At 60.9% G+C, this 23,089-nt stretch carries 24 protein-coding genes; 9 read left to right on the plus strand and 15 right to left on the minus strand.

Going from position 1 to position 23,089, the window contains the following annotated elements; all coding sequences use genetic code 11:
- The 3 genes from J4G14_11945 to J4G14_11955 form a co-directional block, all read left to right on the plus strand.
- On the plus strand, positions 1–612 hold a 612-nt coding region (locus J4G14_11945; protein ID MCE2458508.1), incomplete at its 5' end, for a metal ABC transporter permease.
- 363 nt (positions 613–975) lie between these two features.
- Positions 976–1,284, plus strand: coding sequence for a DUF971 domain-containing protein (locus J4G14_11950; protein MCE2458509.1), 309 nt, complete (start codon positions 976–978; stop codon positions 1,282–1,284).
- A gap of 64 nt (positions 1,285–1,348) precedes the next feature.
- Entirely contained in the window at positions 1,349–2,125 is a 777-nt protein-coding gene (locus tag J4G14_11955; protein MCE2458510.1) for an HAD family hydrolase, read from the plus strand.
- Positions 2,126–2,489: 364 nt separating this feature from the next.
- Here J4G14_11955 and J4G14_11960 read toward each other — a convergent pair whose 3' ends face one another.
- The 7 genes from J4G14_11960 to J4G14_11990 all read right to left on the minus strand — a co-directional run bounded on the left by J4G14_11960 (position 2,490) and on the right by J4G14_11990 (position 7,894).
- Entirely contained in the window at positions 2,490–3,467 is a 978-nt protein-coding gene (locus J4G14_11960; protein ID MCE2458511.1) for a zinc-binding dehydrogenase, read from the minus strand.
- Between the two features lie 34 nt (positions 3,468–3,501).
- Positions 3,502–4,251, minus strand: a complete 750-nt coding sequence (locus J4G14_11965; protein MCE2458512.1) for an SDR family oxidoreductase — start codon at positions 4,249–4,251, stop codon at positions 3,502–3,504.
- A gap of 101 nt (positions 4,252–4,352) precedes the next feature.
- Entirely contained in the window at positions 4,353–4,490 is a 138-nt protein-coding gene (locus J4G14_11970; protein MCE2458513.1) for a hypothetical protein, read from the minus strand.
- Complete coding sequence (locus tag J4G14_11975; GenBank protein MCE2458514.1) at positions 4,466–5,668, minus strand: aminotransferase class III-fold pyridoxal phosphate-dependent enzyme; 1,203 nt, start codon at positions 5,666–5,668, stop codon at positions 4,466–4,468. Before J4G14_11975 ends, J4G14_11970 begins: the two co-directional genes overlap by 25 nt.
- A 260-nt stretch (positions 5,669–5,928) precedes the next feature.
- Positions 5,929–7,152, minus strand: coding sequence for an acyl-CoA dehydrogenase family protein (locus J4G14_11980; protein ID MCE2458515.1), 1,224 nt, complete (start codon positions 7,150–7,152; stop codon positions 5,929–5,931).
- Positions 7,153–7,257: 105 nt separating this feature from the next.
- Positions 7,258–7,665, minus strand: a complete 408-nt coding sequence (locus J4G14_11985; GenBank protein ID MCE2458516.1) for a PIN domain-containing protein — start codon at positions 7,663–7,665, stop codon at positions 7,258–7,260.
- The gene (locus J4G14_11990; GenBank protein MCE2458517.1) at positions 7,652–7,894 is read right to left on the minus strand and encodes an antitoxin family protein; all 243 of its coding nucleotides are present in this window, start codon (positions 7,892–7,894) and stop codon (positions 7,652–7,654) included. The genes J4G14_11985 and J4G14_11990 overlap by 14 nt, the downstream gene beginning before the upstream one ends.
- A 152-nt stretch (positions 7,895–8,046) precedes the next feature.
- Here J4G14_11990 and J4G14_11995 point away from each other — a divergent pair, with 152 nt between their 5' ends.
- Positions 8,047–9,018 (plus strand): type I restriction enzyme HsdR N-terminal domain-containing protein, encoded by a 972-nt coding sequence (locus J4G14_11995; GenBank protein MCE2458518.1) that lies wholly within the window; start codon positions 8,047–8,049, stop codon positions 9,016–9,018.
- On the opposite strand, the gene J4G14_12000 is transcribed toward J4G14_11995, so the two are convergent.
- The 3 genes from J4G14_12000 to nadD form a co-directional block, all read right to left on the minus strand.
- Positions 8,999–9,367, minus strand: coding sequence for a nucleotidyltransferase domain-containing protein (locus J4G14_12000; protein MCE2458519.1), 369 nt, complete (start codon positions 9,365–9,367; stop codon positions 8,999–9,001). The two genes, J4G14_11995 and J4G14_12000, sit on opposite strands and share 20 nt — an antisense overlap.
- 69 nt (positions 9,368–9,436) lie before the next feature.
- Positions 9,437–9,607 (minus strand): heavy-metal-associated domain-containing protein, encoded by a 171-nt coding sequence (locus J4G14_12005; protein MCE2458520.1) that lies wholly within the window; start codon positions 9,605–9,607, stop codon positions 9,437–9,439.
- 315 nt (positions 9,608–9,922) lie between these two features.
- Entirely contained in the window at positions 9,923–10,555 is a 633-nt protein-coding gene (gene nadD / locus J4G14_12010; protein ID MCE2458521.1) for a nicotinate-nucleotide adenylyltransferase, read from the minus strand.
- A 127-nt stretch (positions 10,556–10,682) separates the two neighbouring features.
- Between nadD and J4G14_12015 the strand changes: the two genes are divergently transcribed.
- Positions 10,683–11,519, plus strand: a complete 837-nt coding sequence (locus J4G14_12015) for an alpha/beta hydrolase (protein MCE2458522.1) — start codon at positions 10,683–10,685, stop codon at positions 11,517–11,519.
- A gap of 200 nt (positions 11,520–11,719) precedes the next feature.
- Here J4G14_12015 and J4G14_12020 read toward each other — a convergent pair whose 3' ends face one another.
- Positions 11,720–12,514, minus strand: a complete 795-nt coding sequence (locus J4G14_12020; GenBank protein ID MCE2458523.1) for a class I SAM-dependent methyltransferase — start codon at positions 12,512–12,514, stop codon at positions 11,720–11,722.
- A 550-nt stretch (positions 12,515–13,064) separates the two neighbouring features.
- On the opposite strand from J4G14_12020, the gene J4G14_12025 reads away from it, so the two are divergent.
- Positions 13,065–14,459, plus strand: coding sequence for a trypsin-like peptidase domain-containing protein (locus J4G14_12025; protein MCE2458524.1), 1,395 nt, complete (start codon positions 13,065–13,067; stop codon positions 14,457–14,459).
- A 22-nt stretch (positions 14,460–14,481) separates the two neighbouring features.
- Here J4G14_12025 and J4G14_12030 read toward each other — a convergent pair whose 3' ends face one another.
- Positions 14,482–15,876 carry a sulfatase gene (locus J4G14_12030; GenBank protein ID MCE2458525.1) on the minus strand — a complete coding sequence of 465 codons (1,395 nt, stop codon included), beginning with the start codon at positions 15,874–15,876 and terminating at the stop codon, positions 14,482–14,484.
- 67 nt (positions 15,877–15,943) lie between these two features.
- Positions 15,944–17,188, minus strand: coding sequence for an ABC transporter substrate-binding protein (locus J4G14_12035; protein MCE2458526.1), 1,245 nt, complete (start codon positions 17,186–17,188; stop codon positions 15,944–15,946).
- Positions 17,189–17,482: 294 nt separating this feature from the next.
- Between J4G14_12035 and J4G14_12040 the strand changes: the two genes are divergently transcribed.
- The 3 genes from J4G14_12040 (at position 17,483) to obgE (ending at position 21,644) form a co-directional block, all read left to right on the plus strand.
- Positions 17,483–17,812, plus strand: a complete 330-nt coding sequence (locus J4G14_12040) for a hypothetical protein (protein MCE2458527.1) — start codon at positions 17,483–17,485, stop codon at positions 17,810–17,812.
- A gap of 723 nt (positions 17,813–18,535) precedes the next feature.
- Entirely contained in the window at positions 18,536–19,885 is a 1,350-nt protein-coding gene (gene dnaA, locus J4G14_12045) for a chromosomal replication initiator protein DnaA (protein MCE2458528.1), read from the plus strand.
- Positions 19,886–20,354: 469 nt separating this feature from the next.
- Complete coding sequence (obgE, locus tag J4G14_12050; protein MCE2458529.1) at positions 20,355–21,644, plus strand: GTPase ObgE; 1,290 nt, start codon at positions 20,355–20,357, stop codon at positions 21,642–21,644.
- A 136-nt stretch (positions 21,645–21,780) separates the two neighbouring features.
- On the opposite strand, the gene rpsU is transcribed toward obgE, so the two are convergent.
- Together rpsU and J4G14_12060 are read right to left on the minus strand one after the other, a co-directional pair.
- Positions 21,781–21,969, minus strand: coding sequence for a 30S ribosomal protein S21 (gene rpsU / locus J4G14_12055; protein MCE2458530.1), 189 nt, complete (start codon positions 21,967–21,969; stop codon positions 21,781–21,783).
- Between the two features lie 316 nt (positions 21,970–22,285).
- On the minus strand, positions 22,286–22,702 hold the full coding sequence (locus J4G14_12060; GenBank protein ID MCE2458531.1) for a hypothetical protein: 417 nt from the start codon (positions 22,700–22,702) through the stop codon (positions 22,286–22,288).
- Positions 22,703–23,089 lie beyond the last annotated feature (387 nt).

The following is a 23,089-nucleotide window of genomic DNA, read 5'->3' on the forward strand; positions in this document are numbered from 1 at the left end:
GTCCCTACCGGGGTGTCCGTCGCCATGCTGGTCAGGGTTGTGAGTCGCCGCGCGGGACTGAGCAACGACACCGCCATAGGCATCCTCTTTGCGACCATGTTTGCCCTGGGACTCGTGATGCTGGCACGTGCAACTACCATCAGGGTCGATATGGAAGACCTGCTCCTGGGGCAGATCCTGGCCATATCTCCGACCGGCATCTACATCTCCCTGGCGATAACCGCGGTGGTCATCCTCGGGCTGTTCGCCTTTCACCACTGGCTGATGTTTACGAGCTTCGACCCCGTGGGGTCGCAGGTCTCAGGCATGCGCTCCAACCTGGCTGACTACATTCTGCTGGCGCTGCTTGCCCTGGTCATCGTGATAGGGATTCAGGCGGCGGGCATTATTCTTGTCATGGCAATGCTTGTAATCCCGGCCGCCACGGCGTACCTGCTGGCAAGGCGTCTTGTATCGATGATGACGACGGCTGCGGTCCTTGGGACCGTGGCCGCCGTGACCGGCCTCTACCTTTCCTTCCACTTCAACCTGCCCGCCGGTCCTGCAATGACCCTGGTCGCGAGCGGAATATTCGTAGTGGTCGCGGTGTTCAGGCGCAGAGCCTTCGCCTGAGAGAGCTCCGGCACTGATTGGGGCCTGTTCCAGGGGGAACGACGATGTTGCTGGCAGCTGAGTCTTCCTATTAGGCTGATGCAACTTCCCTATGCGTGGCCGGGACGTGATTGCTTGGTGATACCATGTAAGCTAACGACTATTGTGTGTTGCATTCGGTCTGGAGCATCACGCGATGGTGGGTAGCTGAGCAATCACCCTCACCCCAACCCTCTCCCTGAGGGAGAGGGGGTCAGATGGTTGGGTTTCAGTCCATGAGGGTTACAATTCTCCGTGACCCAAGGGGTGGGGACCTAGAGTCCAAGTATGATTGCCCTGGATCTGGTCAGGTTAGCAGTACGAAGAAGACGAAAGCAGGTACAGATGGCTGATAACTCCCCGGTTAGTGTGTCGGGTGTCGAGCTTGATGGGCAGAATGTGCGGGTGACGTGGTCGGACTTCACGGCGACATTCCTGCGTGTGAACTGCGGGTGCGCGGAGTGCGTGGAGGAGTGGACCAACCGGCGTCTGCTGGATCCCGCGAGCGTTCCGGCGGACCTGAGGGCGGAGGAATACCTATCGGTGGGGAGGTACGCGGTCCAGTTCCTTTGGAGCGACGCGCACTACACGGGCATCTACCCGTTCGAGACGCTCAGGCTGCTGTGCCAGTGTGCCGACAAGCCTGATGACTAGCGCTACTACCAGCTAGTTTTATCAATACAGACATCATCCTCAACGCTTGGATTCGCCGCGGCGAATGACGGACACAGATTACGTGAAGCAGCCAGAATCAACCCTACATCGCACCAATAGCCTGCCCAAGGCGATGCTCGTCGACCTTGACGATACCATCCTGGCCTACGAACCGGGCTCGGGGGACGTCCTGAGGGCCGTCTGCGCTGCCTATGCTGACAAGCTTCCCGACTGGACGGTTGACCAGCTTGTCGCCGGGATCGACTCGTACCGTCGCTGGTTCTGGTCCGACCCGGGACGGCACCGGCGCGCCCGGCTGAGCACCTCGAACATACGGCACGAGATCATGATCGGCGCGTTCAGGCAGATGGGCATCCATTCGCTCAGCCTCGCACGCTCGATGGGCGACGCCTACGGACGTGAGCGCGAGAAGCGAGTCCAGCCGTTTCCGGGAGCGGTTGAAACGCTCGCGACCCTTCAGGAAGCCGGGGTACGGATGGCGCTGATCACCAACGGCAACTCGGCGATCCAGAGGAGCAAGATCGACCGGTTCGACCTGGAGCGGTATTTCGACCTCATCATGATCGAGGAGGAGTTCGGGGTCGGCAAGCCGGATGAGCGTGTCTACCTGCACGCGCTCGATCAGCTCGATGCGCGGCCGGATGAGGCGTGGATGATCGGTGACAACCTCAACTGGGAGGTCGCGACGCCGCAGCGGCTCGGGATCACTGGCATCTGGCACGACTTCAGGGGGCGTGGGCTGCCGGACGGGTCGAGTGTGCGGCCCGACAGGATCGTGCGGTCGTTCAGGGAAGTGCTGCAGACTGGGTTTGGGGTTTAGGAATTCCTTATGGCCTCCTCTCCCTTGATGGGAGAGGATTGAGGTGAGGGTGTTACTACGATTCCCCCTCATCCTAACCTTCTCCCGCCAGGGGAGAAGGGATGGGTATTCACACACCGTCGTTCTGGCGAAGGAACGTCACCCCGTACCCTGATACGGGGCCGGAATCCAGAGGGGTGTGGGTGGCGCCTGGTTGATTGCGGGCGGGTCTTTTCACCCCCGTATCAAGTACGGGGCAGGCTCTCACCCCAACCCTCTCCCCCGTATCGAGTACGGGGCGGGCTCTGAGGGAGAGGGGGTCAGTTGGCTCATACTCAAGCGTGAGAGCAGTTGTCTACCTAGGAAGGGACTTCGGAAACTTTCCCTAGAACGTCAAGGACACTTTTAGTGCGCCGTCGCCTCTGGTGTCGGCGAGGTCGAACGCTTCCTGGACGCGCGTGATCGGGAGCTGGTGGGTGACGAATGGCTCCATGTCGATCTCGCCGCTTCTGATGAAGTCCACGGCAAGCTGGAATGCGGGCAGTCCGGGCTCGTCCTGTGCGCCGAAGACTGTGTGCAGGTCCAGACGCTTCCTGAAGAATGTGTCCCAGTCGAAGGGCACCCTGTCCATCGTCGGGGGAAGGCCGAACACTGCGACCCTGCCGAGCGGCTTTACTAGCTGCAACGACTGGTTCAGCGTATCGGTGCTGCCCACGCCCTCGACCACCAGGTCGGCGCCCTCACCGTCCGTGAGATCCAGGACGGCGTCGGTCGCGCGCTGGCCGGTGACGTCGATGACCTCGTCCACACCCATTCGCTTCGCGTGTTCCTGTCGCTCCTGCACGGGTTCAATCGCGATTATGCGGTGCGCTCCGATGCGCCTGAGCATGAAGTCGTGGAACAGCCCGACCGAGCCCTGTCCGAGGATCGCTACGGTCTTACCGACGAGTGACGGCAGCTTGCGCATTCCGAACACGACCGTTCCGAGCTGCTGCGCCATCAGCAGGTGCGCCTGCGGCGTGTCGGTCGGCAGCCTGAGCAGGAACTTCGGATCGATTAGCTGGTAGCCGGCGAAGGTCTTGGAGTTCCAGATGTTCGGAGCGGTGAGAACGAGCTCACCTTCTTCGAAGTCGGTGTCGCTGCCGTCGACGACTACGCCGACGCCCTCGTGGCCAGGGTAGCCGTGCGGCAGGGGCCACTCGTACACGTTCCAGCCCATGTAGCAGATGTGAAGGTCGGAGCCACAGATCGAGGCGAGAGTCGTCCTGACCAGGACCATTCCGGGTTCCGGGTCAGGAATGGGGACCTCGTCACATCGAAGCTGTCCGAGTCCGGTTGCCAGCGCGGCGGGCATTGTGGGCATGTTGGTATCTATCCTCCAGTGTTGGCGGCGGCGACTAGTAGGTCGCTCTGCCTCCGGTTATGTCGAATACGGCGCCGGTGCTGAAGGAGCACTCCTCGGAGGCCAGCCATGCAACCAGCGCCGCAATCTCGTCTATCTCTCCAGTACGGCCCATCGGGATGCGATCGACCATGTAGCTGATCTGCTCGGGTGTGAACTCGTCCAGGATGCGGGTCTGCACGACCGCAGGCGTAACGCAGTTCACCCGGACGCCGGTGGCCGCAAGCTCCTTGCCGACGGACTTGGTAAGACCGATCACCGCCGCCTTGGTGGCGGAGTAGGGGACCATTCGAGGGTTGCCCTCTTTTCCTGCGACCGAGGCGATGTTGACGATCCGGCCGTAGTCGCGCTCCAGCATGTGCGGAATGGCAGAGTGGGTGAAGCTGAACACGCCCCGCAGGTTGGTGCGGTAGACGCGGTCCATCTCCTCGACGGGCAGCTCCCAGATGTTGCCGTTGATGCCGCCGATGCCTGCGTTATTGACCAGGATGTCGATCCTGCCCCACTCGTCGAGCGCCTGTTGGCAGGCGCGCTCGGCGGTCTCGGGCTCGGCCACGTCGCCGAGTGTGAGGAGCGTCGGCGTACCACGGGAGGACAGCTCGCTCGCTGCCTGCTCGCCGAGGTCGCCGTCGAAGTCGACCATGACGACGCTCGCGCCTTCAGACCCGAGACGGCGGGCTATGCCGTATCCGATGCCTGTGGCGGCGCCGGTGACTATGGCTACCTGGTTGTCGAATCTTGGCAAAGTTCGGTCCGTTTCACTCGGAGGGTATTTCTGAAGTAGGGGCAGGTTTGAAACCTGCCCCTACAGCATGTGGAAGGACAGTTCACGGTTCGCTGGGTCGGTTACACCACGCCCTCTTCGCGCAGGTCGTTTAGCGACTGGGAGAAGGCTTCGAGGGTGCGGTCGACGACGTCTTCGTCGTGTGACGACGATACGAGGAAGGCGCGGCCTCCCATCATGTCGACGCCGTTGACGAGCATCGCCCTGCGAAGGGCCCTCGTGGTCTCCCCGGGCATCGTGTCGTATATCTGCTGGTACGGCATGTTGCACAGGCCGCGGTCGCAGGAGCAGTCTGCGCCGAGATTGACGTGGATGATCGAAGCGATGCCGTGAGCGTGTCCGGTGACCTCGTTGCGAATGAAGATCTCGTTGAGGCCATGGCGTCCGCCCTTGCATTCACCTCACCGGTCGCGATCGCTTCCAGTGTGGCGATGCCGGCAGCGGCGGTCACAGGCTGGGCGTTGAACGTCCCTCCCTGCGGCACCCTGTGGATCGTGTCCCACTCGGGGTCCTCCCTGAATGCCATCAGCTCCATGATGTCGGCGCGACCACCGACTGCTGCGCCGGGCTGACCGCCGGCGACGATCTTCGCCATCGTCGTAAGGTCGGGTTCCAGGTCCCATCTCACCTGCGCTCCGCCGGGAGAGAGCCTGAATCCGGTGATGACCTCGTCCATGATGAAGACGACGCCGTGCTTTGTCGTAATCTCCCTGATGTCCTGCAGGAAGGTCGGGTTCATCAGCGGGAACGTGCCGTAGTGGGCGCCGTTGGACTCCACGATCACAGCTGCGACGTCGTTGTCTTCCGTGAGAATCCTGTCGACGGCGGCGGCGTCCGCAGGAGCGACGATCACGGTGTCGAGAATTTCCTGAGGGATGCCGCCGAGCGCCTGTCCGGACTCGGGCGCCACATAGTCGTGCCAGCCGTGGAAGTGCTCGTGGAACTTCACGATCTTGGTCTTGCCGGTGTGTGCGCGCGCCAGTCTCAGCGCGAGGTAGGTGGACTCCGTACCGGACGTGGTGAAGCGAACCCGCTCGAGGTTCGGCATCAGGTTCTTGACGGCCTCCGCGTACCTGATCTCGTGGCTGGTCGCGCCACCGAGGTGTGTGCCGCGCGCGGCCTGCGCCGTTACAGCGGCGGTGACGTCTTCGGGGCTATGACCCATCAGCAGGCTGCCGTTGCCCATGACGTAATCGACCAGCTCGTTGCCGTCGATGTCGTACTTGAACGGCCCCTGGCCGTGCTCGATGTAGACAGCGAAGGGAGACGTGAACCTTGTCTGGTGTGTAATACCGCCCGCGAAGAGCTCCGTTCCTCGCCTGTGCCAGTCCACCGAGCCGCTGAATTTCTCCGCAAATCGTTCTTCTATCGTCGGCATCGTATCCCCTCCCCTTAACCTGTGACTCCTGCCGCGCACCCTTGCTGCGGCAACGCACATTATACAAAGATTCCTGCCTGTCCGAGCACGATGCTCTGCGAGGTTTGGGAGCGCGGGCGTCTCGCCCGTCTTGGCTTGTGGCGCTCGAGAAGAACGCGACACAGGTGCGGGCGAGACGCCCGCGCTCCATACCTACCAAATGAAAAGGGCCTCCCTGAAGTGGGAGGCCCTTGGTTTGCTTCCGGTGTGTAGGTCAGACGCTAGACGCCGCCGACTCCGGCCGTGGACGGAGTGGCTGCTGCGCGTTCACGCGTCCGGCTGATGCCGATGCGGCGCGCGATGATGACCTTCTGGATCTCCACGGTGCCCGCCGGGTGTGCACCCACGAGGCTGCCTCGCTGGTAGACCTCAGGCTCGCCGCCATAGGGTGCGCGCGGCTCTTCGGTCCCGCACAGGCTGTACATGCCCATGATGTCGCGAGAGCGGTCGGCGTTCGTGATCCTGTAGAGCTTGCCGAACATGGACGTCTGCGAGCCCTGGTAGGTCATCTCCTGCCTGGACTGGTACATACCGTAGTTCCGCAGGTTCATCAGGCTGTGGACGTGGGAGTCGATGTACGCCGACGCGGCCTCCTGCTGGATGATCGGGTCGGAGCCAAGGGCTTCGCCCTCGCGCTCGCTGTTGCGGACGTAGTGCATCAGGTTGTCCAATGACTCGTCGCGCGGGAACGCCTGTCCGCGTCCGCCGTGCTCGACTTCGAGCGTGGTCTGCGTGACCTGCCAGCCCTGCTGGTCGCCACCGATGAGGTGGTCGCCGGGGATCCTGACATTGTCGAAGAAGAAGACGCTCTGGTCGTCGCCGGAGAGCAGGTTCATGCGCTCCTGCGAAAGGCCGTCTGCCGGGAACGGCACCATGAAGTAGCCGAGGTTGCGGTGCCTGGGCGCGTCCGGGTCGGTCATGAACGGGCCGAACAGGTAGTCAGGCGACTCGACGCCGCTGATCCAGATCTTCTGCCCATTGAGAATGAAGTCGTCGCCGTCGCGGACGGCGCGGCTCTGCAACGAGGCGAGGTCGGAGCCTGCGTTGGGCTCTGAGAAGTTCTGGAACGCGATCTTCTCTGCGCTGAGCAGCGGCTTGAGGAACTTCTCCTTCTGGGGCTCATCGGCCCAGACGAGGAGCGTCGGGAAGACCAGGCTGTTGGTGAAGCCGGGGACGACGCGCGCCCGTCGGAACTCCTCCTGGAGGATGGTCTCGTGCTCGCCGGAGAGGCCGCCTCCGCCGTACTCCTTGGGGTACGTCGGGTAGAGCCAGCCCTTGTCGGCCAGCACCATGTGCATGTCCCGCCACCACGCGTATTGCTCGTCGGAGAGCTCGTTCCGGTCGACGGGGGCTCTCATGTCATCGGGAATGTTCTCTTCCAACCACGTCCTGACTTCCTTGCGGAATTCTTCCTGGTCTTCTGAGTACTGATAGGCAAAATCCATGCGTTACCCTCCGGGCGCAACTTGTCTCAGTCTTGGACATTATTCAAGCAGTGAGCACAATGGTAGGGGGAGTGCCTGTGTGTGTCAACAGTTTGGGGGGATCGCCTACTCCGCGAACGGGTTGACGATCTCAAGGCTGTCGATTTGAGGGTAGGCACTGAAGTCTTCAGTGTACAGTCGCTCAACGCCCACATGGAGGCAAGCAGCGACGATCATACTGTCCCAGAAGGACAGGCTGTAGCGGCCCCACAGGTTCTCGGCAATCTCCGTAATAGACCAGTGGGGAAGCTCCAAACGCCATGAACGCATCAGGCCTCGTATGTCCGCCAACGCATCAGTACGGTCGAATCCGAACTGACTCAGCTTTCTGCTTGCTGAAAGATATTCACAGGCCACCTGCCATAGCAAGATTCCGTCCGTTAGAGACGAAACCACTGCATGGGCCATTGCCTGCTTGTCTGGGTACCGTGGATCGTGTACATACACCAGAACGTTCGTATCAACGGCGTTCATGTAGCTCGTCCCTAGTCAGAGAAGGTGCATCTGGACTGAACTGATTCTGCCTCATACGGTCAGCTACAGCCTTGAGGTTTCGTTTTCGCTCCTCGGGATCTTCGATAAACGCAGGTATGGCCTCACCCAGCAACTCTCTAATCTCGACGGTCGCTCCTTCAGGAAGATCGCAGGGCTCGTCGGGGTAGAACACTCCGTCCCTGTATGTGGCTGTAATCGTACGCTTCATGAGAAACCTCCGATCAAGGGTGGCTGCATAAAGTGTACATGAGGAAGAACCTGCGTTAGTACAGACTGCTGTAGACTCCGAATGCTTGGCAACAACGTTGGAAAAGGGTCTTTGCTACAATCCGCCCAATATGCCGGGTTGGGAGTCCGAATATGCCACTCGAAAGCCTGCTGCAACTGGTTGAAACGCTCAGAGAGCGCATTAGCTCTCATCATGCCGCTCTTAGCCAGAGTGAAGCATTCACCCGGTACACACTCATTGATCCCCTTCTGAGAGAACTGGGCTGGGATACCGAAGATCCTAGTATGGTAGTGCCAGAGTATCGGGTGCCGAATAACCAGATCGCGGACTACGTTCTCTTCAACGATGGAAACCCTGCAATAGTGGTTGAGTCCAAGAAGCTGGATGAGTCTCTGCGGGGCGGAAGGGCTCTAGATCAGGGAATACTGTATTGTGCCCATACGCAAGCGAGCTACTTCCTCTTGACCGACGGCAACCGCTGGGAGCTGTTTGATTCAGGCAGCACCATCCCCAGAACGACCTTCTCCCTATCGGACGATCCGCCTTCCCGGTCTTGTCTGAGGGCGCTGGCATTGTGGCGTTCGAGCGTGCAATCTGGAACCGTCACCCAAGGTGCTTCGCCGATACTTGCTCAAGCGATCCAAGTTGACAGCAGTCCAGCACCCATACCCATACCAGTGGCCAAGACGACTCCACCTGTTGTGCATCATAGCGAAGTCTTAAACCAGCAAGGTTGGCAAAGTCTATCGGACGTTTCTTGGGTCAAAGGGCATCCCACTCCTGCGGAGATCCGCTTCCCTGACAATTCCAGCGTCACCATCAGTTCTTGGAATCGGCTTATGACCGAACCCGTCCGGTGGCTGACGAATGGCAACCTCCTGACGAAAGCTCATTGTCCAATTAGATCAAGTCCATCGGCTAAGCGGTATCTAGTAGCGGCAGAGGCAATTCACGAAACTGGTAAGCCAATGGTGTATCCGGTAATAGTGAACCAACTTCATGTCGAATTGAATTTCAGTGCCAGGGACTGCCTGAGGCACGCCAAGACCATCATCCAACACGTCGGCCAAGACCCGGCGGACTTCAAGGTGCGGTTCGCCTAACCTGGTCGTAACTGTTCTTCGAGCCAGTGGTAAGCGATCTGTCAGATTCATAGACCACCCTCCCTTCCCGCAGGGCGGGCTTGATTACCAGAGCATGGCTATCGCCGAATCGCTCGACATCCTGAGGGGATACGACGACCGCATCGACTGCGGCCCCGACGCCTTGCAAATTCCGATAGATGCTGCGCATGAGTTCAAGAGTCCTGCCGTCCCTGATGACGAGCAGGTCGATGTCATTGGCAACGTGGAGCCCATCCCGGGCGGCGGACCCGAAGAGAATTATCTTCTCAGGTTGGACCGCATCAACGACGCGCCGGATTATATCGTCCAAAGTCTTCTGATCGATCATTGGCCAGGACTCAGATATGAGAGAACTCTATCCTGAAGGTGTGGCCTCCAGTTTACACGACGGGATTACTCATCCCAGTACGCGGTCGGCGTCTTCGGCGTTGTCGTCTTCGGGGCGCATGAGGTCGTTGGCGCGGTCGATGGCTTCGGTGATGGCGGTGACATCGGCAACGTCGGTGTCGTAGGTGACTGTTGCCATGCGGTCGCTGAGGTCGAAGGTCACTTCGATGATTCCTTCCAAGACGTTCACCTCACGGGTGACGTAGTCCGCTCAGCCGTCTCAAAATGCGTTGGGGACGGATCGGGTCAGTACCTGGTTGGCCATGGGTGTTTGCCTCCTGGAGTTTCGGGTGCATGTTAATCGCGTAACCGGGGGCTCACAAGGCGAGACGGCCTCGACGATAGCTGGGTAAGGAGTATTCACCCTCACCCCAGCCCTCTCCCCCGTATCGGGTACGGGGCAGGCTCTGAGGGAGAGGGGGCCTGTTGGCTGGTACTGATGCCTGTCCGTGTACCCTTACATCTCCTCTCTCGGGGAGAGGGGACTCTATCCTACCTAGTAGCCCTCGCCCCCGCGATAGAGGCCGTGTTCGTGGATGTATTGCTCGACGGGTGGTGGGACGCTATCGCTGACCGAGCGGCTCTCGGAGATTCGCTGCCTGATGTCCGTGGCGCTGATGTCCAACATCGGGCCGCGGATGGTCTTGATCCTGTCGTGTGCCACGGGGAACTCACATTCGATCTCGGCGGTCGAGATGTCGACACTGTCCGGTCTGGGCACGGCGACTACGGTACACATGTCGAAGAGTCGCTCAGGCTCGTGCCAGCGACGGAGGTCGCGTACTGAGTCCATGCCCAGAATGAAGTACAGCTCGGCTTCGTTGCCCTTCTCATCGCGCATCTCGGCGAGCGTGTCGACCGTGTAGGTCGGGCCGGGGCGTTCGATCTCGATCGAAGATACTTCGAGTCCGGGCCTGTCCTCGACCGCAAGCTTCACCATCGCGAGCCTGTGGTCGGCTGACGTCACCTGCTGACCGGACTTGAGCCACGGTCGGCCAGCCGGAATCAGGATGACCCTGTCGAGGTCCAGCCGATCTCGGGCAGCCTCGGCAATCGCGAGGTGACCGAGGTGGATCGGGTCGAACGTCCCGCCGAGGATGCCGATTCGGTGTGGGGTCGTCGATGCCAACAGTTCTCCGGAGCTCACTTGGGACGCAGAACGTCAGGACTTAACTACACAGGGGCCCCTGTGTAATATATCCCTACTATACCGAACGGGGCTCACGCGGACTTGCACGTCCCCTCAGGAGTACGCCATGACCGATATTACGCCGACTGACCATAACGTTGAGGTGAACGGGCTCAACATTCACTACCTGGACTGGGGAGGACCGTCTAACCGCAACCTGCTGCTTGCACATGGGCAGGGTGGGAACGCTCACAACTGGGACCACATCGCCCGCGCGCTGCACGAGGAGTTCCGCGTGATCGCCATCGACCAGCGTGGACACGGCGACTCGGACCACACATGGGAGGGCTACGGCGTCGCAGACTTCGGGAGCGACCTCGCGGAGTTCGTTGAGAAGATCGGCATTGCCCCGTGCGACTACGTCGGTGCGTCTCTTGGCGCTCGCAACGGGATCGCCTATGCCGGCGATCGCTCGGACCACCTCAAGCACTTCGTCTGCCTCGACTACGGCCCCGAGATGAGCGTCGTGTCGGCGCGCAACCAGATCTCCGGTATGAACAGGCGGCTCCTCGGCTATCGCAGCATCGACGAGTACGTCGAGATCCAGATGCAGGGCAATCCGAGGCCCGGCGAGGACCACTACCGCCACCAGGCCGAGCACAGCCTCAGGCTCAACTACGCGGGCAAGTACGTCACGAAGTCGGACCCGGACATGTTCTGGATCAACGGCAGCTTCGGAGTAAAAGAGGTGCCGTACCTGTGGGAGCAGTGGGGCAAGATCTCGTGCCCGATCATGGAGATGAAGGGCGGCGAGAGCGACTTCCTCTCAGGCGAGATCAAGTCGCGGATGATCGAGATGCAGCCGTCGATGACGTGGGTGGATGTGCCTGAATCTGGTCACGGGATTACGGGGGACAACCCTGACTTCCTGGTGAATGAGCTGCGGGCTTTCTTCGTGGACTGAGGGCAAGGGGCATTCACCCTCACCCCAACCCTCTCCCATCAAGGGAGAGGGGGCCGTTGGTTGGACTTCGCGGATGAGCGTGCCCTTTCACCCTCACCCTAGCCCTCTCCCTGAGGGAGAGGGGATCTGTTGCTTGGCCGTTGCGGGTGAGCGTGGCTCTTCACCCTCACCTCAATCCTCTCCCGTCAAGGGAGAGGGGGCTATTGTGGGCAGTACACGGCCCAGAAGGTGAGGTATGGGGGGGCGATGGACTGGAAGTGGTCCCAGGTGCCGGGCTCGAGATCGGTGTCGGGGTCGTAGTCTCCGAACTCGCGGATCTTGACCACGTTGAAGCCTAGCTCAATCATGCCGTTTATGAGGGTTTCGAGCGTGTGCCTGAACTCCCTCGGGCCGCGGACGCGCTGGTCCACGCCGTCGGGGTCTGAGAACGTCCAGTCGGGATCGGCAATCTCGATCTCGCCGTCGCCGTAGGTGTCCCAGAGCCGGTAGCCATCTCCCTTCCAGTCCTCGGGCTCGACGTTGATGAAGTACGGGTTGGCGCATGAGAGATGGTAGACGCCGCCGGGCCTCAGCACTCGCACGACCTGCCTGAAGACCTCCCTGGCGTCCGGGACGAAGTTGATCGAGTGGCCGTGCCAGACGACGTCGAAGCTATCGTCCTCGAAGACCGACAGATCACGCATGTCGCCCTGGATCGTGCGCAGGTCGAGGCCGTAGTGGCTGGCCGCCTGCTGGTCGTGCTCGAGCTGGACTTCCGAGATGTCGAAGACGGTCACGTTCGCGCGGAGGATGCAGAATCCAGCAGACTGCTGACCTCCGCCGCCGGCCAGGCACAGTACGTCTTTGCCCTCGAAATCGTCGATGATGCCGTCCGGGTCCACCAGTTCGCGGGCGGAGGCCTCGTTGAGGTCCAGGTATGGGCGCGCGTAGGCGACTCCGGCCTCGGCGAGTTCATTCCAGCGGCCCATGTTGTAACGGGATATTTCATCCACCATCAATTGGTCTCCGTGGTGTTCTTGTAGGGGGTGTAGGACTGCTTCGCTAATGGTCTCTGGGTGCGGGTGCTTACAAGTTGGTTGGGATCAGACCTTTTCACCCTCACCCCAGCCCTCTCCCCCGGATCAAGTCCGGGGCAGGCTCTGAGGGAGAGGGGGCCTATTGGTTGATGTTCGTACCTGACTGTACACACCTACTTCCATCGCCAGCCTGAGGGTGGTGGGATGATGAGCCCAGAGTCTGCCGTCTCTCTGTTCTTGAACAAATGCTAATCTGATTGTAAGGAGGAGCGTTATAGATTCTACATGGGCTCGCACGTGGAAACCTTTGGCATAACGTCCTCTGGATCCCGGCCTTCGCCGGGATGACGAAGATGGGCAAAGGGATGGCGAAGATCGGCAATGGCATGGCGGAGTTCGTCAAGGGGATGGCGAAGATGTGCAAAGGGACGATGAAGTTGGGCGAAGGTCTCGTTACGCGACGGCCCTACATAGCAGTTGGGAAATTCGGTCCACCCTTGCAGACTGAAATGTCACATAGGTGCTCACCATGCTGAAACGTTTAATAGCTCCCATACTGGTTGTGCTGGCGCTTGTCGCCGGTCTGGTCGCGGTTGGCTGCGGATCTGAGCCCGCGCCTGCGGCTCCTGCTGAGGTAGAGCTGGTCGAGGCCACCGTGGAGCCTGCGACCGTCGTGGTCGCGTCCACGCCTGAGGCCCCTGCGGTGACTGAGCCTGCCAGTGCAACGGCGCCTGATCCCACCCCAGCGTCTGTGGCTGTCGTGCAGTCCTCGCCCGACCCGTCGCCCACCGTTCCTCCGACGCCGACGGAGGCAGTTCCGACCGCAACCCCGGAGCCGCCTAGCACACCGGCCCCAGAGCCGACGGCGACGGAGCTTCCCAAGACCCCGGAACCGCAGATCGCTGTTGAGACTGGTGCAGGTTTGAAACCTGCCCCTACAGGCACTGGGTTCTCGGGAGCGGCCAGCGTAACCCTCTCGACGGCCGTGTCCATGCCGACCACCGAGGTCGTCAAGGTGCTCGCGCCATCGGTCGTCAACATCTCGACCGAGCTCGCGACCGCAGGCCTGTTCAACCCTCCGTTTTCGCCGAGCGGCATCGCGACCGGGGTCATACTCAGCCCCGAGGGACACGTGCTGACCAACTACCACGTCGTGGAGGCTGGCCAGGACATCACGGTAACTCTCAGCGACGGCACCATCCACGAGGCTGAGGTCGTCGGCCAGGACCCGGTGACAGACATCGCGGTGATCAAGATCGTGGGCGTCGAGGACCTTGTGCCCGCACGTCTGGGCGACTCGTCTGCGCTGGAGGTCGGAGAGGACGTCATCGCTATCGGTCACGCCATGGGGCTGCGCGGCGCTCCCACGGTGAGCAAGGGAGTCGTGAGCGGCCTGGGGCGTGCGGTGGACACCACGCATAACACCACGATCGTGGACCTGATCCAGACCGATGCCTCCATCAACCCTGGCAACAGCGGCGGACCGCTGGTCAACTCGCGCGCCGAGGTGATCGGGATCAACACCATCGTCGTCAGCGTAGGGCAGGGCATCGGGTTCGCCATCAACATCAACGACGCCCAGGAGGTCGCAAGGCAGATCATCGACCAGGGATTCGTGCGCCGGGGCTATCTAGGCGTTCTACCCCTGGCGATTAATCCGCTGGTTGCAGCGCAGCTCGGGCTCGATCCGGAGGTCGAGGGCATCCTGCTGCGGCAGGTGCTTCCGGGCAGCGCCGCAGACGACGCCGGGCTCATGGTCGGGGACATCATCCTGAGCATGGATGACCAGCCGCTGCGCAACACAGGGGAGCTGTCCAAGTTCCTGATCTCGCACCATCCGGGAGATGCAGTGAACGTGACGCTGCTTAGAGAGGGAAAAGAGCTGATCGCCAACATCACCCTGGCGGAGCGGCCGGGGGAGTAGGGGAGAAGGGACTTCTGGTCCCCTACATTCGCAGGTCCAGCCGCGGCTGGAGTAGTCTCTGAGGCACTTCGTTCTCGCGCATGAACTCCACCAGAAGCCGGTGTAGCTCTCCGGCCACGTCCATGTGTCTACCTATGACGTTGTCATTCTGATGGGGATCGGACTCCAGGTTGTATAGCTGGGACACCCCAGGGTCAGGACTGTAGAGAAGGCTCCACTGTCCCGCGGTAACGGTCGTGACGGAAGGGTCCTTGAGGTCGCGGAGGAAGTTGTCGACAGACCTGACCGGGTCTCCTGGGTTGGCAAAGGGAAGGCTGCTGATCGTGTACTCACGGCCTGACCGTGACCTGTCTCGCATCGCGGGCGCGAGTGAGCGGCCCTGTACGAAGTCCGGGATGTCCAGATCCAGCAGATCGAGCACCGTGGGCATCACGTCGATTGCTGAACTCAATCCGCTGTAGGCGCCTGGCGACACTCCGGGAGCGCGGACGAGCAGAGGCAGGTGAACGAGCTCCTCGAAGAGTGGAGAGTAGCTCCACATCGACCCGATTTCGTCGTATGGGCGAAGCGTCCCGTCCGGGTACTTGTCAGAGCTCATCTTGCCGAAGAGGCCGCCGTGCTCTCCGAAGTAGAAGCCGTGATCGGTGGTGAAGATGACGATCGTCCTGTCCTCGATCCCCATGTTCTGAACGGACTTCAGCAGAAAGCCCACCCAGGTGTCGACCATCGTGATCTCGCCGCAGTAGGTGGCGTGCGCCTTGCGAAGCTGCGACTCCTGGTATCCGGGCATATCGTGCCAGTTGCCGTAGAGCGGGAGCACCAGCTCGCCGTCGTAGTCCGGCATGTAGAGCTCCGTGTAGTAGGCAGGGGCGTCCCAGGGCTCGTGCGGGTCCCAGGTGTCGACATACAGGAAGAAGTCCTCCTTGTAGTGGCGCTCCAGCCACTGAATGGCGGACATGAACGTCTTCGGCGCGTTCCTGTCCGCTTCGCTGCGCCACGCATCCCTGACATCCAGCGCCTCGTGGTGATAGCCGGGCTCCGGGATCAGCGACCACAGGGAGTCCTGTCCGATGTTCATGAAGAAGGACTGGAAGCCCCGGTCGTAGTTCATCCCGTCCCTGAGGTAGTAGGGAGTGTCCACAGAGGCTGCCGTGTGCAGGCCGTGTCCAGCCAGGATCTCGGCCAGTGTGGTCACACCGGAGGGAAGCGGCTCCCAGCCCATGAAGGACATCGTCCACCGTCCCGTCTGGTGATCGGCCCTCGTGGGCATGGTCGGGAAGCCGGCGGAGTAGTGGGCGTCGAACCTGACTGACCCGGCTGCGAGCGTGTCGAGTGAGGGAGTGCGGATGCGCGGATTGCCATAGGCGCCAACGTGGTCCCTGCGGAATGTATCGGACACAATCCAGATGACGTTCATACCGGCCACCTCACCCGCTATGTCTAGTGCGGCGAGTGTATCACGGGGGGAGGCAAAGAGAGTTCACCTAGTTCTCGAAGAACACCGTGTCCAATTCTTCGATACGTCCGTCGGACGTGAAGCGCCAAACCCCTATGTAGCCTCGACGGAGGTCGCCGCTTTCGTCCCAGTCCAGCGTACTGGCAGCGCCATCGAAGTCGATCTCCTGACCTTCAGCGAGCAGGGACAGCCCATCGGCAACGCCTTCGGGAGTGCCCACGACGGTGCGGCCGGGTGGTGCGCCGATGTCCCGCAGGTGGTCACGGATCGCGGCTCCTTCGAGACTGCCCGCAGCCTGGGCCGCAAGGGCGAGGGCCACGGTAGCGTCGTAGGTCTCCTTGACGTATGCGAGGACGGGCAGCTCGCCGTACTCAGCGATGAAGGCAGCTTCCCAGTCAGCCGTTGCGGTGTTGGCAGGCGAGGAAGCTCCGGCAGTCCCGTACATGTCCCCCAGCTTCTCGCCGCCGATCTCCCTGACAAGGCTTGCCCTCTTGGCCGCGTCGCCAAAGACAAACTCGTCGTAAGTGCCTGTGTCGATGGCCTCGCGCACGATGGAGAGGGCCATGTCCTCGAATGCGATGACAACTAACGCCTGTGCGCCTGCACTGGCACTCTGCTCCAACTCAGGTAGAAACCCGGTCTGGCCCACAGCGACGGAGACGACCTGCAGCGTCCCATCCCAGGCCTCCTCGAAGGAGTCAGCAAGTCCCTGGCCGTAGGCGTCGTCCTGGTAGATCAGGCCAGCGCTGTCGAAGCCGCGCTCCCGGGTCACTCGTGCGAGGACCGGACCCTGGGCAGCATCGGAGAGCGCCGTGCGGAAGAAGTAGTCGCTGTCCTCAACACCGGTGAGCTGCGGAGAGGTGGCTGAAGGGCTGATCGTGGGAATGCCAAGCGTCCCCGACACGTTCTGTGAGACCGGCAAAGACGCCGAGCTGGCGTTGGGGCCGACTATCGCGTGAACGCCCTCGACCTCCACAAGGCGCCGGGCCGCCTCCACGGCAGCAGCCGGGTCCTGAGTGGCGTCCGCGGTGACACCTTCCACCGGCATTCCAAGTACGCCTCCACCCTCATTGACGTGCTGGATCGCCAGTTCGAAAGCCCGCTGTCTGTCCGCCGACGCCTCCGGGGAGCCAGTGAAGTTGAGCAGCAGGCCAATCCTCAGCGGCGTCTCGGAGGGCTGTTCGTTCGAGGTGACGTCACAGCCCAGGGCTGTGGTGAGCAGGATCGTTATGGTGGCGAGCAGGATGACGGATGAGGTGACTGGTGTTTTCATGGCATAAGAATCCACAATCCCAGTAGGAGTGAGCAAACAGACCTTTGCCGCATATGATATTACTTCTGGCTCATATATCTCGGCTCTGGCTGAACACGGCCTAGAACTTCCCCCGTCCTCCTTGTGGGCCTCGAGTGATGTCCTCTCATAAGGATTGACTACGATCAGGAATGAGGTTAGAGTTGATTTAGCATCATGAGCACGTCTGCACTTCCTGATTTCGCAAGTATATCGGCCCTCTCCGCCGAGACCCTTCAACCTAGCAATGGGATCGAACAGGGAGTCTGGTCCCTGTTGCGACGTTTGGCCGACCTGTATCTGACCCCTGAGGACGAAAGGCTCCCAGAGGTAGATTGGCCAAGTAGAAAAGCGTTTGAGGACGCTTGGCAGTTCACCAACCTCCTGCCAGAGGACTTGAAGGAGTTACCATACATCTCGCTCGCTGATGACGGTGAAGTGAATTTCGCCTGGTCCGGTGGAGCAATCCATATCGATCTGGGTTTCTACGGCACCGGCACATTTTCATTCTACGGTTGCGACAGCGGCGGCAAGGAATTCTTCGGAGACGATGTTCCTGTAGCGTCTGAACTCCCTGATGAGCTTGCGTCGCTCTTATCGGCGTGACCGTCTATGCCCTGTCATTCTCCTCACTTAGGCGAGACATCAAGTGCCGCACCAGATCTCTCTCCCGGCGTCGTGGAGAACGATGAACCGCTCCTCCGATCTGTGTTCAACCCAGACCATGTGAGAGATGGGCAGGTTCAGCCGTCTGCAATCTCACTGAAGGACTTGCAGGAGCGCGGGTTTTCAGTCAACCGACTGTGGTACGTCACCCAGGAGTTCGTCGAGGACACCATAAGCCGGACACTTACTAGGACGTTCCAAGGCTCTCCCCGCGAATCGGAAGGTGTAGCCTACTTTACAGCTCGTGCGGTACGCGATGTCCAGGATAATGGCATCCAAGCCTTCGTGGTTATCGACACAGCACTTCAAGATAATCGCGGACACGCTTCGATATACTTGGCCAATCCTGATGTGAAGCCTAGTCAGGCAAGGCGCATGAGGGAGAAACTACTGCCACTGTTGCACGGCCCGATTTCGGTGGCTGAGGCATTTGCGTTCTATGGGCAGGGCCCATAGCTTTCGAACTGGGCTTGTTCTCCTCGGGACTGGCTAGCCCGCAGCGAGGTAACAGGGCGGTTCGAGAACCGCCCCTACGTTTGATCCGATAGCCTGAACCGTCTCTACATCCGCCTTGCGGGCCCACGCCCCGGTCGTGATATTATCGAGTCTCTTTCGCAAGGATGGGGGCATCATGGTCGCGACCTCTACCGACCCTGGGCAGCTTTGGGCGGCTGTGCTGGGACAGTTGCAGATGCAACGTGGCTGAAGCACACTTCGGGCCTGGCTTACGCTGACGGCGAGTTCGTCGTGGGCACGCCCAACGCGTTCGTGGCCGAGATGCTCGAGCAGCGGATGTACTCGCTCATCGCGCAGACCGTCGAGGGCGTCGTCGAGGCTGAGGTCGAGGTGCGATTCGCGGTCGAGTCCGCCTGGGCGCCGTCGGGTGAGTCCGGAGATCCAGGCGTAGGGACCGGTCACCCTCACCCCCGTATCGAGTACGGGGCAGGCTCCAACCCTCTCCCTCAGGAGAGATGGGTGGAAGGCGGGCTGAGTCCGCCGGCGCTGAATAGCAGGTACACGTTCGACAGCTTCGTCGTCGGCAAGTCCAACGAGTTCGCTCATGCTGCGGCCCTTGGCGTCGCGCGGCAGCCCGGCCAGCTATACAACCCGCTCGTCATGTACTCCGACGTCGGCCTGGGCAAGACGCACCTCATGCATGCCATCGGTCACCAGGTGGCCGCTCGCGGCATGTCGCTCATCTACTCGACCACCGAGGAGTTCACCAACTCGTTCATCAGGGCGATTCGCGACGGCACCACGGACGAGTTCCGCGACTACTATCGGACCGCGGATGTGCTTCTGCTCGATGACATACAGTTCCTGATCGGGAAGGACCAGACCCAGGAGGGCTTCTTCCACACGTTCAACGCGCTGCACCAGACCAACCGGCAGATCGTGGTGACGTCCGACCGTCCGGTGTCGGCTCTGGCACTGCTAGAGGACCGGATCCAGTCCCGGCTCGCCGGAGGTCTCGTAGTCGACATACAGCCGCCTGACATCGAGACGCGCATCGCGATCCTCAGGGCCAAGGCCGACGGCTCCCAGCAGGCGGTCTCAGATGACGTGCTGCTCTACCTCGCCGAGCGCATCCACAAGAACATCCGCGAGCTCGAAGGTGGCCTCAACAAGGTGCTCGCGTTCGCCGATCTCATGGGGACGGCGGTGACCGTCGATCTCGTCAAGAGTGCTCTGACCGACGTGGTCGAGACCGCGGCGGAGCGACAGATACCCGATTCAGTGGTGGTCGAGACCGTCGCCTCGTACTTCGGTGTGGACATCGCGACGCTCAAGGGCCGCAAGCGCGACAAGAAGACCGCGAAAGCGCGTCAGGTGGCGATGTACCTGCTGCGCGAGGAGTCGCAGCTCGGCCTGGCCACAATCGGTCAGGTACTCGGCGGGAAGGACCACACGACCGTCAGGCACGGCTGCGACAGGATCACCAACCAGCTCAGTGTCGATGCCAGCCTCCGGCGCGACGTGATCAACATCCGCGAGACGCTGGCTGCCTCCTAGTCGCCCATCAGTTCCGGTCGGAACCTAGTCCTTTTTTCATCCCACACCAAGTCAAGAAATGAATTTCGGGGCCTCAGAGATGGGGATAACTGGCTAGTTATTGGGGATAACTAGAGCGCGGTGTGGATAACTCGCCCGCTTGGTCTAGTATTAGCACAGTTATGAACACCACGTCGCTCATACATTCCGAAGTTGTCTACAGGTTATCAACAGCCACCCATCGCCGACTGCCTTGCCGCTGTCGCAGAGACCCAAATAACTCCTCTCCCTCAACTCACGAGGTAGGTAAACCAACAATTCGCTCGTCCTGAGCTTGTCGAAGGACACCTCCGCCCCCTGGATTCCGGCCTTCGCCGGAATGACGGGAGGGGGCTGCCATACAGCTCAGAACAGACTGATCTGTCCCGCCACATGACACGTTATCCCCGTAATCCACACCCTTATTACTGTTACTAGATATACTGATCCTATGATTGACCGAGTCATTATCCATATAACAGCAGGTAAAGGTGGGGATGGAGCCATCAGCGGGCGCCGGGAGAAGTACGTGCCGCGGGGTGGACCTGACGGGGGAGACGGCGGAACGGGCGGGAGCATTTACATCGAGGGCGACCCGAACCTGAACACGCTGATGCCGTTCCGTTACCGCAGGTACTTCAAGGCCGGAGACGGTCACCGTGGGGACGGGAAGCTCAGACACGGGGCGAACGGTGGCGACATCACGCTCTCCGTGCCTGTCGGGACGCAGATCTGGCAGGATGAAGGGCAGCCTGTGCTGCTGGCCGACATCGACGAGCCGCGTGAGAGGTGGCTCGCTGCCGCCGGCGGCAGTGGAGGCGCGGGCAACGCTCACTACGCAACACCGACGAACAGGTTCCCACGACTGGCACAGGCTGGTGAGCTTGGCGAGACGCGAACGCTGCGGCTGGAGTTGAAGCTGCTGGCTGACGTCGGTATCGTCGGCGCGCCGAACGCCGGCAAGTCGAGCCTCATCACCGCGCTCTCAGCAGCGAGGCCGAAGGTCGCCGACTACCCGTTCACGACGCTGGACCCGACGCTCGGAGTCGTCGAGCACCACGGCGAGACGTTCGTCATGGTCGACATACCCGGTCTGATCGAGGGTGCGCACGCGGGCATCGGACTCGGCCATGAGTTCCTGCGACACGTCGAGCGCACCAGGGTGCTCGTCCACCTCGTCGACGGCTCACTCGACGATCCCGTGCTGGTCTACAGGCAGATCAACGAGGAGCTGAGCCTGCACGATGAGCGGCTGTCCGCGAAGCCGCAGGTGCTGGCGGTCAACAAGCTGGACCTGGACGACGTCTCGGTGCTGCAGGACGAGATACGCGAGGCGTTCGAGTCGGAGCTGGACGGCGGGGAGATGTACTTCATCTCGGCTGCGACTCACGACGGGCTACAGCCGCTGCTCGACAGTGTTCTCAGGATGCTGCATGAGGCGCCGGAGCCGACGTTCAGCGCGTCATACTCCAGCGAGGAGGACCTGCCGATCCTGCGGCCGGAGCCGCGGCGACGCAGGCCTGAGGTGTACGTGGAGTACGAGGACGAGATCGGCGTGTACATCGTCGACTGGCCGCCCGCGGAGCGAATGGCTGGAATGGTCGACCCTGACGACTGGGCGGCGAAGCTCCAGTTCTACAACCGGCTGGAGCGATCAGGCGTGATCACCGCGCTGGAGCAGGCCGGAGCAGGTCCAGGGGACCTAGTCCGTATCGGCGACGCCGAGTGGGTGTGGGAGTAGCGCCGACGCAGTTGCGTCAGCGCATTGTTTCACCGTCATACCGGCGAAAGCCGGTATCCAGAGGGGTGGGGTTGAGGTCGGGCGGCAGTGCGTCGGTTCCCCTCTGGGTAGGCTAAGTGGAGTTATCTCGCAGAGACTAGCGACGGCGTCGGCGCCTGATGCGTCGCAGGCTGCGCTGCTTGTCTAGCCTCATCTGCTCTCCCTTGGAGCGGAAGAACCGGCGATTTCTCAGTTCACGCAGGATCCCGGATCGCTGCATTCCCGTCTGGAAGCGTTTGAGAAGGCCTTCTGGGTCTTCGCCTTCCCGAAGCGTTACATATGCCAAATATCTTCACCTCGCGCCTGGATTTCCTAACTTCGGTACGCGGCAGACAGCCCATTGTGCGAATACGCTAAAAGGCCCCGACACTGTCGGGGAAGCATCTGCCCCTACGAGCCACGATTATAACACGGCTTGCTGCCTGAATGCTGGCGTCTCGCCCGCATCCGTTCGCCCTGAGCTTGTCGAAGGGAGCCTGTATCAGATTGATAGGCGCTTCTATCTCGTCATAACGGCGAAGAGCCTGCCCCGGACTTGGTCCGGAGGTGAGGGTTAAGCGCATGTTTACCTACCAACCCCCTTCACTCCCCCCAAGCCCATCTCAGCTTCCCACTGGCTCAGTGTTGAGAGCTTCCAGTAATCTGGTCGCCGAGTCCTTTAGCCGCTCTCTCGACTCGGCCACTGTCTCTCTGACCTTCTCAGCGTCCACATGATCAACCAGATCAGGGAACAGATTGGTGGTCACGTCTCCGTAGTACGCCAGCATCCATCTGGTCAGTTCGCTAAACTCGTACAGAACCGGATCGTGGTATGGTCCGTCGCTCGCTAGAATGTCCTTGAACTGGTCAGCCAGCTCTCTAGGTAGTCTGTCGGCATTTCTGTCTGCGATGTCGCGATAGTTCTCCAGTGGGGTTACCCAGATGTCAATGACCTGATTAGGGTCGATCTCATCTCTCAGGTAGTCTAGTAGCTTCCACATCATCAACTTCCGACGTTGATCGTTGTTCATGTTCTCCATCACGTTCTCCGCTCCTGAGTAAATTGCGTCAAATCTGTAGCCGACGAGCCTGTAACGGTTTTAGTCGGCGCCACGCCCCGGTATCGAAAGTCCCCTCCCTCAGGGAGCTGACAGGGGTAGGTATTCGCAAGTCGTCGTTCCGGCGGAGGCCGGAATCCAGAGTCCATGTACGAACGAACTATCGGTTTACATACCCCTGCAAGCTCCCCCAGGGCTGAGAGGGGTAGGTATTCGCATACCGTCGTTCCGGCGGAGGCCGGAATCCAGAGTCCATGTACGAACGAACTATCGGTTTACATACCCCTGCAAGCTCCCTCAGGGAGATGGTTAGAGCCTGCCCCGGACTTGATCCGGGGGTTAGGGTGAAATGTTCGCCTACCAAACTGG

This window comes from Dehalococcoidia bacterium, assembly GCA_021295915.1.
GTDB lineage: Bacteria > Chloroflexota > Dehalococcoidia > Lucifugimonadales > UBA1123 > VXRN01.

Coding starts and splice junctions, on each gene's coding strand:
- J4G14_11990 (MCE2458517.1), bottom strand. CDS start 7,894: ATGAAGCGTACGATTACAGCCACATACAGGGACGGAGTGTTCTACCCC.
- J4G14_11995 (MCE2458518.1), top strand. CDS start 8,047: ATGCCACTCGAAAGCCTGCTGCAACTGGTTGAAACGCTCAGAGAGCGC.
- J4G14_11970 (MCE2458513.1), bottom strand. CDS start 4,490: ATGCTCGTCAACGGCGTCGACATGATGGGAGGCCGCGCCTTCCTCGTA.
- J4G14_12030 (MCE2458525.1), bottom strand. CDS start 15,876: ATGAACGTCATCTGGATTGTGTCCGATACATTCCGCAGGGACCACGTT.
- J4G14_11950 (MCE2458509.1), top strand. CDS start 976: ATGGCTGATAACTCCCCGGTTAGTGTGTCGGGTGTCGAGCTTGATGGG.
- J4G14_11985 (MCE2458516.1), bottom strand. CDS start 7,665: ATGAACGCCGTTGATACGAACGTTCTGGTGTATGTACACGATCCACGG.
- obgE (MCE2458529.1), top strand. CDS start 20,355: ATGATTGACCGAGTCATTATCCATATAACAGCAGGTAAAGGTGGGGAT.
- J4G14_11980 (MCE2458515.1), bottom strand. CDS start 7,152: ATGGATTTTGCCTATCAGTACTCAGAAGACCAGGAAGAATTCCGCAAG.
- J4G14_12060 (MCE2458531.1), bottom strand. CDS start 22,702: ATGGAGAACATGAACAACGATCAACGTCGGAAGTTGATGATGTGGAAG.
- J4G14_12015 (MCE2458522.1), top strand. CDS start 10,683: ATGACCGATATTACGCCGACTGACCATAACGTTGAGGTGAACGGGCTC.
- J4G14_12035 (MCE2458526.1), bottom strand. CDS start 17,188: ATGAAAACACCAGTCACCTCATCCGTCATCCTGCTCGCCACCATAACG.
- J4G14_12025 (MCE2458524.1), top strand. CDS start 13,065: ATGCTGAAACGTTTAATAGCTCCCATACTGGTTGTGCTGGCGCTTGTC.
- J4G14_12020 (MCE2458523.1), bottom strand. CDS start 12,514: ATGGTGGATGAAATATCCCGTTACAACATGGGCCGCTGGAATGAACTC.
- J4G14_12000 (MCE2458519.1), bottom strand. CDS start 9,367: ATGATCGATCAGAAGACTTTGGACGATATAATCCGGCGCGTCGTTGAT.
- J4G14_11955 (MCE2458510.1), top strand. CDS start 1,349: ATGACGGACACAGATTACGTGAAGCAGCCAGAATCAACCCTACATCGC.
- J4G14_11975 (MCE2458514.1), bottom strand. CDS start 5,668: ATGCCGACGATAGAAGAACGATTTGCGGAGAAATTCAGCGGCTCGGTG.
- J4G14_11960 (MCE2458511.1), bottom strand. CDS start 3,467: ATGCCCACAATGCCCGCCGCGCTGGCAACCGGACTCGGACAGCTTCGA.